The sequence below is a fragment of the Streptomyces sp. FXJ1.172 genome (assembly GCF_001636945.3).
Lineage (GTDB): Bacteria > Actinomycetota > Actinomycetes > Streptomycetales > Streptomycetaceae > Streptomyces.
The window spans coordinates 3532310-3545846 of sequence record NZ_CP119133.2; the positions used below are offsets into that span (position 1 = coordinate 3532310).

11 protein-coding genes are annotated in these 13537 nt (G+C 65.0%); 2 read left to right on the forward strand and 9 right to left on the reverse strand.

Features of this window, described 5'->3' with window-relative positions:
- Window positions 1-38 precede the first annotated feature (38 nt).
- The 8 genes from A6P39_RS15530 to A6P39_RS15565 form a co-directional block, all read right to left on the reverse strand.
- Complete coding sequence (locus tag A6P39_RS15530; protein ID WP_067054314.1) at window positions 39-1418, reverse strand: tyrosine-type recombinase/integrase; 1380 nt, start codon at window positions 1416-1418, stop codon at window positions 39-41.
- Complete coding sequence (locus A6P39_RS15535) at window positions 1415-1627, reverse strand: helix-turn-helix transcriptional regulator (RefSeq protein ID WP_067054316.1); 213 nt, start codon at window positions 1625-1627, stop codon at window positions 1415-1417. Before A6P39_RS15535 ends, A6P39_RS15530 begins: the two co-directional genes overlap by 4 nt.
- Window positions 1617-2987, reverse strand: coding sequence for a replication initiator (locus A6P39_RS15540; RefSeq protein WP_067054318.1), 1371 nt, complete (start codon window positions 2985-2987; stop codon window positions 1617-1619). Before A6P39_RS15540 ends, A6P39_RS15535 begins: the two co-directional genes overlap by 11 nt.
- The gene (locus A6P39_RS15545) at window positions 2984-3244 is read right to left on the reverse strand and encodes a hypothetical protein (RefSeq protein WP_067054320.1); all 261 of its coding nucleotides are present in this window, start codon (window positions 3242-3244) and stop codon (window positions 2984-2986) included. The genes A6P39_RS15540 and A6P39_RS15545 overlap by 4 nt, the downstream gene beginning before the upstream one ends.
- Before the next feature lie 104 nt (window positions 3245-3348).
- The gene (locus A6P39_RS15550; RefSeq protein ID WP_234379197.1) at window positions 3349-3693 is read right to left on the reverse strand and encodes a hypothetical protein; all 345 of its coding nucleotides are present in this window, start codon (window positions 3691-3693) and stop codon (window positions 3349-3351) included.
- Window positions 3694-3725: 32 nt separating this feature from the next.
- Complete coding sequence (locus A6P39_RS15555) at window positions 3726-3920, reverse strand: hypothetical protein (RefSeq protein WP_067054322.1); 195 nt, start codon at window positions 3918-3920, stop codon at window positions 3726-3728.
- 12 nt (window positions 3921-3932) lie between these two features.
- Complete coding sequence (locus A6P39_RS15560) at window positions 3933-5255, reverse strand: FtsK/SpoIIIE domain-containing protein (protein WP_067054324.1); 1323 nt, start codon at window positions 5253-5255, stop codon at window positions 3933-3935.
- A complete protein-coding gene (locus A6P39_RS15565; RefSeq protein WP_067054326.1) occupies window positions 5255-5602 on the reverse strand; it encodes an SCO3933 family regulatory protein in 348 nt (115 codons plus the stop codon). The genes A6P39_RS15560 and A6P39_RS15565 overlap by 1 nt, the downstream gene beginning before the upstream one ends.
- 201 nt (window positions 5603-5803) lie before the next feature.
- Here A6P39_RS15565 and A6P39_RS15570 point away from each other — a divergent pair, with 201 nt between their 5' ends.
- Window positions 5804-6544 (forward strand): GntR family transcriptional regulator, encoded by a 741-nt coding sequence (locus A6P39_RS15570; RefSeq protein ID WP_067054328.1) that lies wholly within the window; start codon window positions 5804-5806, stop codon window positions 6542-6544.
- A 65-nt stretch (window positions 6545-6609) separates the two neighbouring features.
- On the opposite strand, the gene A6P39_RS15575 is transcribed toward A6P39_RS15570, so the two are convergent.
- Complete coding sequence (locus A6P39_RS15575; protein ID WP_067054330.1) at window positions 6610-8415, reverse strand: IS481 family transposase; 1806 nt, start codon at window positions 8413-8415, stop codon at window positions 6610-6612.
- 1307 nt (window positions 8416-9722) lie between these two features.
- On the opposite strand from A6P39_RS15575, the gene A6P39_RS15580 reads away from it, so the two are divergent.
- Window positions 9723-13199 (forward strand): hypothetical protein, encoded by a 3477-nt coding sequence (locus A6P39_RS15580; RefSeq protein ID WP_159396182.1) that lies wholly within the window; start codon window positions 9723-9725, stop codon window positions 13197-13199.
- Window positions 13200-13537 lie beyond the last annotated feature (338 nt).

The window sequence follows — 13537 nt, forward strand, 5'->3', positions numbered from 1 at the left end:
AACTCGACCAGACCATGCAGTGGTCACATGTCTCGCATTTACACGTCCTCCTCCCCCAGCCCCTTCAAGATCCGGTCGTTCATTTCCTGCTCCTGGCCGTCGATGCACTTGGCGTAGATCTTCAGCAGGACGTCCACCGAGTGGCCGGCGCGAGCCGCCACCTCCGGAGCGGGTACGCCGGAGTTGAGCCACTGGGAGACACCCGCGTGCCGGAGGTCGTACGGACGGGCCGCCAAGACGGAGGAGACCTGTTGGGGCGGGAACGCCAGCGCGCGGGTTTGCTTCCACGCACGGGAGTACGAGGACGCCGCTACGACGTTCCCCCGCTCACTGGCGAACAGCCGACCATCCTCCGCGGTGCCGAACTCCTTGATGTGCTCGCGGAGCATCCGTACCAGCGGAGGCGGAATTGGCACAATGCGAACCTCACCACTCGCCCGCTGCTTCAGGCCCCGCCGGTCGTGTGCTTCACCAGAGTCCGTCCACGCCTTCCCAGCAGTGGGCCGGGTCTCCGCCAGCTCGATACGGCCCCAACCCGACGGCGGAAGCGTGCAGTCGGAGCGTCGAAGGCCAAGGGCCTCCCCCGGCCGCATGGCCGCGTAGTACAGGCACCCGAAGAACGCCCGCAGCCGCCGGCCACTCGCCCGCTCATAGCCACCCACATACGTGAGTGCGGTCAGCAGCTCCCGAGCCTGCCGAGGGTTGACCACCACCCGACGGTCGACCTTCTGCAGCGCCCGTTTGCCCCGCTTGCGCCGGACCCGGCTCAGCGGGTTGGAGGGCAGGTGCTCCAGCTCCACGGCATATTCGAGAACGTTGAAGACCACAGCGCGCCGCCGCCGGTACGTCTGGGTCGCCGCAGGCTTGCCGTCCAGCCTCCGGCCCAGCGCATCTATCAAGTCGTGCGCCCTGGTGATCTCTTGCAGTTCGGCTACCGGCAGCGACGCCTTCTCGATCCACTTCACCGCCGTAGCGATCTCCTCCGGCCGCTCCCGCTCTCGGCGAGGAACCGGCAGGACGTACGAGCGCAGCGCCCGCCGCAGTACCTCCGGACCAGGCCGCCCCCGTCCCGGTTTGACCAGGACGGGAACGACCGTCGCCAGTGCGTCCGTCATGCTGTCCCGTTGCTTGGCCGACGCCTCCACCCACCGGGCATCCACGTACTTCACCGCCAGGTCCAGGAATGACAGGGCAGCTTTGCCACCGCGCAGCGAATCGGGCAGGCCGGTCACGGTGTCGAACGGCTCGCCCTTGTCCGCCGCCCTGAGAAGCTGAGATCGGAAACGGTCGGCCAGCGCCTTGGTCTTGTAGGACTCGTGGAACGGCTGGCCGTCTACGGACCAGCGGACGAGATGGGTTGGCTTCTTCGCCGAGCGGTTGACGCTGAGCTTCCAGACGACGACCTTGTACGACTTCACGATGCCGCCCCCTCCGCCCGCTCCTCCAACCACTCGTTGAGCACGTCCCGGCGGACCCTCAGCTCCCCGTTCGGCAGTCGGATGCAGGCCGGAGCGAGCCGCAGTTCCCGCCAGCGGTGGAAGGTCCGCCGGGAAACGCCGCCCAGTTCGTCAAGCACCTGCCGGACCGTGAGCAGTTCCGCCGGATTCGCACGGCCGTCACACGCCATGGAGACCACCGCCCTCCCGCACCGAGGCAGCCAGGAGAGCCGCTTCCGGCGAGTAGCCGCGCCCCGCATAGCGCCACTCGCCGACCGTGACCGTGGGATGGTCAGCCAGACCGAGGGAGGCTCGTTGCTGCTCCGCGCGGTGGTCCGCACGGGCCTGCCGGAGGGCGCTCAGCGTGGTCGAGTAGCGGCGTGACTTGGTGGAAAAATGGCCGCCGTACCCGAGCATGTGGGCCCAGCGGCGCAGCCCGAGCGGCTCGAACTCAGGCAGGCCGCCGAGCCACCAGCACGTACCGATCATCCGCAGCACATGCGCACGCACCGGCAGCATCACCATGTCTCGCGCGTGATGAATGCGACCGTCCACCGCGCCGGCGGACTCCGCTCCCTTGGTGGCGTACTTGGCGATGTAGCCCGCCACGGCCCCCGCAGAGGCAGGCCGCTCCCCCGCATCCCGGCCGTACGAGGTGACCGGTCGTACGTCGACCTGCGTGCCGAAGCACAGCACCCGCGGACCGATCACATCCGCGCCCGGAGCGGTCAACCGCACCCGAACGACCACGGCCCGTACCGCGTCCACCAGGAGCCGGACGGTCGCCCAGTGGGGCGGAGCCGAGCCGGGCCCGTCCGGACCGTCGAGCCGGATCACGGCATGGAAGTGGACCAGGCCCCGCCGCTGGTACTCAGCGACCTTCGCGTACGAGAGCCGGGCAACCTCCCCGAACTCCGTACGGGACAGCCCGGCCCGCCGGGCCACTTCCCGTCGGAGCTCCGGCCCGAATCGGTGCCAGAGCCGACCGGCGAACGCGTGCCAGAGCACGGCCCCCGCGTAGTCGTAGCAGCGCGGACAGATCGGTTCGCCGAGACGCGGATCATCCGCCGGGTGCCGCTCTCGGCATCCGGCCGGAGTCCCATGCGGGCAGCACTCCCCCGCCCGACGAGGCCGGCAGGCCTGCACGCGCCCATCTCGCTCACGGCGCGTGTGGACCGGGCCGAAGCCGGGAGCGGTGAGCGTGGCGAACACCCGCGGGTGCCCACTCACCGACTCTGGAACTCTCTTGCCGCCGACGAGACCGGTGCGGACGAGGTGATACGTGTCCGCCCGGTACAGGACCGAGCAGGCCGGGCAGACAGTCGCCCGCCGGTTGCCGCACGCGGTGAGCAGACGACCGCCGTAGAGGTCCGAACCGTAGGAGAGCAGAGCCGCACCGGTCGTCGTGTCGTAGACGGTTGCCGCACCGACCAGATGGATGGGGTTGGTGCAGCCACCAAGGCGGACGATGTTCCGGCGCCAGGCGGCGAAGTCCGGCTCCGCCGCTCTGGCGACCAGCGCGGCAGCGTCCGCCGCAATCGCGATGGTCATCGGCGACCACCCCCGCGCCCGAACGCCTGCCCCATCACGGCGGAGATCCCTTCCGGACGGGTCTTGGCGCTGAAGCGGAGCGTCGGGTCCGTGAGCCAGAGGGCGGCCGCGTGCGCGGGGCACAGGCGCTGCTCGGCTCCGTCGAGGCCGACGAGGACGATCTGTTCCCGTCCGTCGCAGGTCGAGACCTGCGCGTCACGCTGCCTGAGTTCACAGTCGGGCAGCCGGAATTTGCGCGAATGATGCGCGGTGGACAAAGTGTGAGTGCTCCTTTCACTGCTCACGTGGCGGATGGAGTGGGTTCCTGACGGGGTCGGGTTTGGCGACTTCGCGCCCCGTCGGGAGCCCGTCGTACGGGCGATCACTGCAGTTCCGGGCTGGCCGCGTGGTCCCAGGCAGCCTCCGAGGAGAACGCGACGGCGTCCAACTCGCCCGGCACCCCGGCGACGCCCAACGAGATCGGCCCGAAGTCACGGCGTGCGGTGAAGTAGCCGAGGCCGATGTCCTCCGTCGGCACGCGGAGCGGAGCAGCGACGGACTCCACGCCAGTTCGGCGAGCGGCAGGGTCAGCGGCGTCGACCAGGACGATGACGGACGCGTGACGCGGGACGACGACTGCCGTGTTGGCGGTCAGGAAGTCGACCAGCTCCCGCAGACCGGCCAGGAAGGCGGCGCGGTCACCGGAGCGGATGACGTAGTCGGACACAGGAAGTTCCCTTCTCTGGTGAGTGGGCGTGTTCAGAAACGGAGATGGCCGAGGAAGCCGTTCACGCCGTCGAGGAGCGTCTGAACGAGCGGCGCGGCCAAGGTCCGGGAGAGCAGGAAGCCGAAGGCTCCGCAGACCAGCGCGTCGACCCACCGCAGGTAACGGATGCGCAGGAGGAACCAGATCAGCAGTCCGAGCAGCAGAACGGCGGACATGGACACCAGCACGGCAGGCCCCTTTCACGGCGCTTCGACGTGCAGTTCGGAGAGGAGCGGAGTCAGGTGCGCGTACTCGGCGGCGACGGCTTCTGCCTCCGACTCCGTGATCAGGTGGGACCGGGCGCGTTCCCAGCCGTCACCGGAGGCGAGAACGGCCGTACCGGCCTGTTCCGGTGTGATGGCCTGCGCCGCCTTCAGCGCATCGGGATTGAGATCTCCGAGCGCCATCTCCGCCGTACCGGGATCGGCCACCCGATGGCACACCCGGCCGCCGAGCTGCGCCCGCAGGGCGGTGACGCCGGGCCCCAGGTCGGAGCCGACGCGTTGGCCGGCGACGACGAGGAAGACCCCGAGAGCCGCACCCAGTTGGGCCAGCCGGATCAGCGCCGTACCGGCAGCCTGCGCTTCGTCCTTCTCGTTCCGACTCGCGACGAGGAACAGTTCCGCGATCTCGTCGACGATCACGACGATCGGGACCGGGCGTTCCTTGTCCGGCAGACCCCAGATGTTCCGGACGCGAGCCGCCCGGCAGACGGTCATGCGGTCTAGAGTCAGCTCCACGAGGGCAACCAGCAGCCGGACGGCTTGCTCCCGGTTGGTCGCGAGGGCGGACAACCGCGGTTCGTAGAGGGACAGTTCCATGCCGCCCTTGCAGTCGATGCCGACCAGGGCGACGGGTTGCGGAGCGAGGCCCGCAACGAGTGCATTGATGAGTGTGGACTTGCCGGAGCGGGTGGCCCCAACGATGAGCCAGTGCGGCACGCGCCGCAGGTCGAGCACCCACGCGGCTCCGGTCTCCAGCGCGCCCACGGTCACTCGGAGTAGATGGCCGGGCCCTCGCTGCTTCGGCACGCGAGGAGCGGCCAACGGATCAGCCGCCGACGCGACGACCCGTACGACTCCCGGCCTCCAGGAGGTCACCCGCACCGCGTGCACCTGCCAGCTCTCCGCCATGGCGGGCGCGGCCTTGACGAAGTCCTCCGGCACCTGCCCCGGCAACAGCCTCACAAGCAGGACGAACCCTCCAGAGGTCGGGCGTATGAGGCCGCGACGCGGTACGCGCGGCTGTGGCGGAGGTGCTCCATTGCCGACGAGCCCGGACACGACCGTCAGCGCCGGCCGACGACTCACGGCGAGCCCGCATCCAGCCATCAGGGGCCGCCAGGTGCGCACGACCCGGAGGGCCGCAGCCGGGTAGCCGAGTAACAGCCACCAGGTCACGGGGTAGCGGCGGCGCAGGGCCGGGCCCGCAAGAAGCAGGCCCAACACCAGCACTGCGGCCACCACCAGCACCCAGTTCGGCCCGGTCACACCGGCCGAAGTGGCGGGGGAGGCCAGGTTCATCACTGCCCGGCCCCCTTGCCCGCCGAGGCGGGAGCGCTGAGGGGCCGGATCTCCGCCGCCCGGAACGCGATGCCATGCCGCCCCTCGTTCTCCCACGGGGTGGCGACCAGGTCCCGCACGGTCACCGGCATGCCGAGCTGCACACCGGCCGGTTCACCGGCCATGCTCACGGTCACGACGTCAGCCGACGCGCCGGCCATCAGGCACAGACCGACCTGGTACATGGTCTTGCCGGTCTCACGGTCCACGCGAAGCTGACCGGTCTCACGGTTGGCGACCCGCGGAGCCGGGGGCACGGCACAGATGATCCCCGTGAACTTCGCGGTGTCGATCGGAAGGCTTGCCACTGTTCGGATCTCCTCATCTCTGTCACCGAAGGCCTCTCCTTCGGGTTGCTAGACGACCCGTAGTACGGGTGCAGAACAAGAGTGACCACCCGTAGTACGGGTTGTCAACTGACTCGCGATACGAGAAGCTGTCCACGAACGCGGACAGGGACTTCTACGAGGACGGAACTGCCGCAGAGACCACGGCCATGGAGGGCCCGCATGCCGCCGAAGGGCACGCAGCCGAAGTACCGGCAGATCGCCGACTACCTGCGCGATGGCATCTTGGACGGCACGTTCCCGGCCGGCCAACCGCTCCCGTCAGAGGAGGCGTTGGCCAAGCAGTTCGGCGTGACGCGTCCCACAGTCCGCCAAGGCCTGAGCGAACTCCGGGCGTCCGGTCTCGTCGAGGCCATCATGGGCCGTGGCACCTTCGCCCGGTCCCCCCACGGCCGTCCCAGCCACACGCGCCCTCGCGGTGTACGTCGGACCACGGACGGCCGCTACGTCGAGGCAGACGGCATCACCTGGACGGATGCCGAGCCGCCGGTAGCCACCCGCACCGACGCCCCGCTTCCCCTAGCGGACCTACTCCGCATCCCGCCAGGCGAGCCGATGTTCACGTACGACGCTCTGCAGACCGCGGACCATGGCCGCTTGCGCCAACTCCACCGGACTTACGTCCCGTTCTCGGTGCTTATCGACACCAAGTACGAGGAAGAAGCCCCACCGCCGGCGCCGGAGCTCTACGCTGCACTCGCCGACCTGGGCCACGAACTCCACTTCACGGAGTACGTCCGCACTCGCATGCCCCTCCCCGACCAGGCCCAAGCGCTACGGCTCGCCGATGGGGTACCGCTGCTCCACATCCTCCGCGTGACGCTCACCGAGTCAGACAAGCCCCTCGCTCTGGAAGAGCTCCACCTCCCGGGCGACGAGTTGGAGCTCTCGTTCAGGCTGTAACACAGGCCTGTCGGATCCCAGTTGATGCCTGACGTTCTGGTTCCAGGTGATGTTTGACGGTGGGCCTAGACAACGTAGGGAGCCCCGTGGGGCTTGTTCGCTTTCACGTTACGGACCGGGACGTCGGTCGTGCGCCGGATCACCCGGACCTGGCCGTCCAGCTCGACACTGATCGTCGTGTCCGACACGTGCACGGTCACGGTCTGCCCTGCGTACGGGCGGCCGAGGGAGACGACCTGCCGGCAGACCATGACCGTGCCCACCGCGCTGACCCGCCGCTGCACCCGCACCGGCTCGATACCCGGCCGCGGCGGCGGTCCGGCCGGACGCAAGCCCCGCAGCCTGCGCACTTCCTCGCCGGTCAGCGGGTTGGGCCGCACCCTCAGCAGTTCCCGCGAGGACGGATCGAAGAACGACAGCGTCTCGTCATCGATCCGGATGCCCACCTGGCGGCCGCCGAGGATCTCCGCTGCCAGCACCTGGTGCCCGCCCAGGCCGACCAGGCCGCTGTTGTTCACGACCCGGTCCACCTCGAACGCCGCCCCCTCACCGGCCGGAAGCGGGGCCGGCCCGGCCGCACGTCCGCCCCGGGCGGCCAGCCGTCCCAGATCCGCCACAGACAAGTGCGACCGCACGGTCTTGATCCGCGCCCCGGCGATCAGCAGATGGATCACCGAGGTGTCGGCCCAGAAGGTCACCGTCAGCCCTGAGCGGGCCGGACCGAGCCAGAACTGCTTGCCCGCGACCTGCAGATTCCCACTCGCAGGCACCACCCGCTCGAACTCCACCGGCCCGCCCTCGTCCACCTGCACCGCCAGAGGGGCAGGGGCAGGCGGCGCTTGGGCCGGCTCCGACGTCACCGCAGGGGCCGTCCGCTGGTGCGGCACCAGCACGAGCACTCCGGGCACCCTCAAGCCCAGGACGTCCCGCTCCTGCTCAGCAACCGGGGTAAACCGGTCCGCCGGGAACTGCATGTCCAGCGCCTGGTGCGGACGCATGGAGTTGTATTCCTCCACCCACGCATCCAGCGCCGCCTGAGCCGCCTCGATGCTCTCGAACGCACCGCAGTCGTCGAGGAGTTCACGCCGCAGCGTCTGATGGAACCGCTCGACCTTGCCCGTCGTGGTCGGCGACGCCGGCTGGGTGAGCCGGTGCGCGATCCCGTTCTCCCGGCAGATCCGGTCGAACAGCACCTCACCGCCCTGCCCGAACCGATCGGTGAACTGCTTACCGTTGTCCGTCAGCACCTCCTCCGGCACCCCGAACCTCTGCAAGGCCCGGACGAAGGCCGCACAGACCGCCCTCCCGGTCGCCCGCTCGACCACCGACGCGATCACGCAGTACCGGGAATGATCGTCCACCCCGGTCACGACCTTGGCCTCGGTCAGCTCCCCGGTCACCGGGTCGACCAGCATCACCCCGCCAACGATGTCCATCTGCCACAGCTGCATCGGCCGGTCCCGCTGCCAGCGCTTGTAATCCGACCGCTTCCGGCGCCGCACCCCCGGCTCCACCAGGCCGTGACGGACCAGGATCCGATACACAGTCATCCGCGACGGCACCGGACTCACCGCCCCGGACCGCTCCAGCACATGCGCGATCCGCCGCGGACCCCACTTCGGGTGCTTGCGCCGCAGCTCACACACGGCCGTCTCCACCTCGGCAGAGACCTGATGCGGACACGACGCCGGCTTGCGCGAACGATCCGCCAACCCGGCCAGACCGGAGGTCTCATACCGGGACTTCCAGCCGCTGACCGTCTGCCGGGACACCCCAAGCGACGCGGCGACCTCGGTCACCGTCGCTCCCGCCAGCACCGCCAGGACAGCCCGGTATCTCTGCTCGACAACCGACAACTCCACCAGCGCCAATCCCGGCCTCCCCACACGCGCCGCAACGACACGCACAGAAAAGCCGATCACGGCCACTGTCAACCATCAGCTGGGACCGAACTGTCAAGCATCTACCGGGATCGGACAGCTGTAACACAGGCCGGTTGGCTCAGACTTTCTCTACGTCATCAAGGCGGCTCGCTCCGCTCACAGCGGTCAGCCGCCTAAAGCTAGAGGGTGCGTATCTCATGACTGAGTTGGCGCATGGCTGCCCCTGATGATGCTCGACGCCACAGAGCAGGCCACCGGCCAAACCGGCTTCGGCGCCCTATCACTCTGGTATGGCCCGTTCAGCGCGGACTGGATCGTGCACGACCATACAACTGTCACGCCTTGAGCCGTAACATGGGTCTGTGCGGAACGGTTCACAGGCCAGCAAACAACCGAAACCGGCAAGCCCATATTCCACGGGCGGAGGCGGCACAGTCCTTGAGCATCGTTATGGCGCGGTCCTCCTGAGCCAGCTCCTCACGGGTGATCCCTTAACTGAGCTAGGCGACGACATCACACCACTGCAAATCGCTTTTCAAGCGAGTTCTTTTAGTCCAGTCGACGACATTGTCGTGACGGGGAGCTCAAGCGATGGGAAAGAGCGCAGGGTGTCAATAGGCGTGCGACGAGACCCATCGTTTACAACGAGCGATACTTCAACGGTACACCTTATGGGCTCTTATCTCCGCCTGTTGCGCCAGAACGCTACAGACGTCGAATCAGGAGCATGGAGACTCGCCCTTAGTACTGCAAGCCCCAATCCCCATGTGCGACAAATAAGAGAGCTTGCTTCAATCGCGAGGGATGTACTCACTGAGAGGCAATTCCGCGCCGAGGTTTCACGCCCAGGACGCACGAACCGGGACGTCCGAGAGCGGTTGCGGCATTTTGACAAGGTCATCACTGCCGCCATAAAGGTCGCCGATCTGGATGATCATATCGGGTCTGCAGGCGCCCTTACCTGGCAGCTACTGAAATCTCTACATCTTCGAGAGTTACGACTAGAAGGAAATGACGAGACTGATAGCACCCAAGCAATCGCTCGACTGAGACAGGTAACAGCAGACAGAACAAACGCGACTGCCGATCGACTTTTTAGTCGGCTCTGCGAGCTAGTAGGGCGTTATGCTCCTGCCGCAGCAACCAAAGATGAGTCAACACTCCGGCGCGACCTTGCAGGGTTCCCTCTAACGCCACCCACCACAAGCAGCACATCCCGATTCTCCGCACCTCCGAAGAGATCATCGGACGGAATCGACAACTCAGTCCAGGTGGCGGAGCTATCCGAACCACCGGTGCGCTCCAACTACATTTCGCAGGTGCGTCGAATTGCCCCCGACGAATTGGTAGGTCGAGAAAAGGAGCTCAATCATCTAGCAGAGTTCTGCACTTCCCTTGAATCCGAACCTTACTTGTGGTGGAGAGCAAAAGCGTGGGCTGGCAAGTCAGCTTTGTTGTCGTCTTTCGTCCTAAATCCACCAGCCAATGTTCGTATAGTATCTTTCTTTATTACCGCCCGACTGGCTGGGCAAGCTGACCGCATCGCGTTTTCCGACGTGGTGCTAGAACAGTTTCTTGAAATAGTCGGTGAACCGATGCCTCCGTTGCTCAGTGATGCCACTCGAGAGGCACACCTGCTTGGGTCGCTGGAGCGGGCAGCAGAGATTTGCCGACAAAGAGGCGAGCGGTTGGTCCTGGTCGTTGACGGACTTGACGAAGACCAGGGAGTCACGGTCGGCCCCGACGCGCATAGCATTGCTGCGCTCCTACCCTCACACTTGCCCGCCGACATGCGCGTCATCGTGGCTAGCCGGCCTCATCCGCCGATCCCTGCGGACGTACCCGACGATCATCCACTACGGCAACGTGTGGCAATCCGTTCTCTCACGGTTTCTGCACATGCTGAAGTAGTCCGCCAGGATGCAGAACGCGAGCTCAAAAGACTTTTGCGAGGTAATCAAACAGAATTGGATCTACTAGGGCTCCTGACAGCTGCTGGGGGTGGACTCACTGCGACAGACCTGGCCGAGCTGACTGGGCTGTCCACCTGGGAAATCGAAGATTACCTGAGCGCCGTATCCGGCCGAACTTTCATGTCACGGGCCGGCCGCTTGCGATCTGACGCGGTCTACATGCTTGGTCATGAGGAGCTTCAGCAACAAGCAGCTTCCTTCCTCGGAGCGCGGCGCTTGGAAGCATATCGACAGACTCTATATTCTTGGGCGGATGATTACAGCCGTCGGCAATGGCCTCCAGAGACCCCAGAATATCTGCTTCGAGGGTATTTCAAACTTCTGCGCGCTGTAGGCGACCAACAACGCATGCTGGCTTGCGCGACAGATCCCCATCGCCACGATCGAATGCTTGATCTAATCGGCGGAGACACTAGTGCACTTGCAGAGATCACAACAACTCAGGAGGTAATCGCGAGTCAGGATGAGCCGGATCTGTCCGCCATGAGCAGGCTTTCGATTCATCGAGTGCGCCTGTCTTCACGGAACGACAACATGCCGGCGAATCTACCAGGCGTTTGGGCAAAAATCGGATACTCAGACCGCGCCGAGGCATTGGCCCGATCGATCACCGTGCCGTTTCGCCGGGTACAAGCGCTAGCTGCAGTAGCGCGAGAAGTGGCTGACTCAGGGGATCTATCAAAGGCCACAAAGATCACCATTCAGGCTGAACAAGCCGTAGATGACGTAGCCGATGACTACGATCGGGCACAGGCAGTCGCGGTGGTAGCACGTGCAGCCGCCAAAGCCGGGGAGTCGCGTCGAGCTCGCATTCTGATCAATGACGCTGAAACCATGGCTAGCGCGTTGACCGACATACCTCGTCAAGGTCAGGTGCTAGCGTCAATTGCGCGCGCCGTAGCCTGCGTAGGGAATGTAAGCCGCGCTAGCAGAATTGCACAGGATATTCCCGCTTGGTCTGAGCGCGCCCTAGCATTGATGGCCGTGGCGACAGAGTCGGCCAGCGCAGGTGACATCACAGTCAGCCGCCGAATTGCCCACTCCATCAGAAGCCGTTCTGAGCGGGCCCAAGCCCTCTCCGCTGTGGCTCGAGCAGAACATGCAAATGGTGCACGTCGTAAGGCGATCAAGACCATCACCATTGCTGAGTCTACGGCTCGTGCAATTCGCAACCCGAGTCGCCAGGTGTGGACACTCGTTTCTGTAGCTCTGGGAGCTAGTGATATCAGGCGAACTGACACGGCTATCGAGATACTCCGATCCGCCGAGCGCCTAGTTAACAAGATCACCAAACCATCCGACCGAGATGATGCACTAACAGTTATTGCCCGTGTGACAGCAACGGTCGGAGACGCAGCACGCGCAAGACGACTCGTCCGAGAGGTAAACAGCCCAAGTCGGGGGGTTAAGACGCTTGCTGGCCTTGCATCTGGCCTGGCGTCGGCTGGCTGCGTGCGCGAAGCCATCGATATTGCCAGCGAGACTGAACAATCTGCCCGGAAGATCAGCAGTCCGTCTCAATCGGTGAAAGGCCTGGCTGCACTCTCTCAGGCTGTTGCTGCGGCAGGAGACGTCGATCGCGCGGAAAGAATCGCTGCAGCAATATCTGCACTACCCCAACGGGAGAGGACGTTGACCGTTGTCGCAGAGGCTATAGCACGAAGTGGTGATCTGGAGCGAGCAATCACGCTGGCCACCTCGATGACTGACGAATCTCAACGAGACAAGGCGCTTTCGATTATTGCATCGGTAGCCGCCACTGCTGGCGATCTCGCAGGTGCGAGAAGGGTCGTCAGCTTGATTCAAGACCCAGCTAGACAGACGAAGGAGCTGACTGCCTTCTCGAAGCTCACCAGGGTTCGGGAAACGCAACGTCAGAGCGACGGCAGCCCTGCACCAGGCACACCGAAGCAACTCGATTGTCCAGAAGAAGTATGGGGACCAGTAAGTACTGGAGATTTTTCCACCGCCAAGGAAAAGGCACTCACAATTGATGAGCCCTACCGTCAGTTTAAGGCGATGTTGGCAATTTCATGTGCGGTCGCAGCGAGCGGTGACATCAATGAGGCGCAGGAATACATCTCCTTGATTGAAAATATTCCACTGCGCGCCAAGGCCTACATCTCCCTTGGAGAGACCCTTGTCCAGAGCGGCGAAGAAGAGGATATGGCGAAAGGACTCCTTGACCGAGCAGTTGTCCTGGCTGGAACGATCCCTAGCTTAACTTACCGACAGCAGGTGACAGCTCAAATCGTGCAGCGACTCGCCGATTACGGAGACCTGGATAGGGCTGAAACGGTCGCTTGCTCCATGGCCGCCTCTCCCGAACAGCAAAAGGCCTTAGCAGCTATTGCCGTGTCGTCCGCCAGAGCTGGACGCTGGGAGCAGGCCAAGAAGCTCGCTAACTCAATCACTGAATCACGAAAAAGGGATCGGGCTCTGTATCTAATCACGGAGACGGGAGTCCGGGAGGGGAGTCTGGAAGCGGCCGAAGAGATTGCGCGTTCAATTGCCTATCCTGTTCCGCAAGCCCAGGCATTGGGTGTGGTTGCGCGTGCGTTCGCTATTGCCGGGCAGATCGAACGCGCCAAGGAAGTAGCCTTTTCGATTGCCCACCTTCCTGAGCAGGCTCGAGCCCTTACGGTTATGGCATCTAACGCCGCCCCTGCGGATTCTCGCGACCTGCTCGCTCAAGCGCTGGCAGTCGGGCATTGGCAAATCTGCCTGCCTGTTTTGGTACGGACCGAACCAGACGTAATTTCGGTCATGTCCGAAGAATTTCTTCGGACAACAGGTTAAGTCGCGGAGTGACGGACGGGCTTGCTCGCCCCGGCTGAGCGAGATTTCCAGAGGCCCGGCTCATCCGCCACTTTCATCGTCGGCCGTCCGTCCCATTCGGTCCTGGTCAAGGACACCAACCCGATAGCGTGGTTGAGCCTGGTGGGGGTGCCGCGAGGCATACGCGCGCGTGGTAGGTCGGCGCAACCGCTGTCGTGGCTGACTGTCGTCGGCTGATGTTCGTGCCACTGTGGTGCCAGATGCACGGGTCAGCCACGGTCAACACTGGTGCCCCACAGTGGAATGGACGCCCGCTTCCCTGGTCGGCGAAGTAGCAGCTCAGCTGCCAGATCACCCAG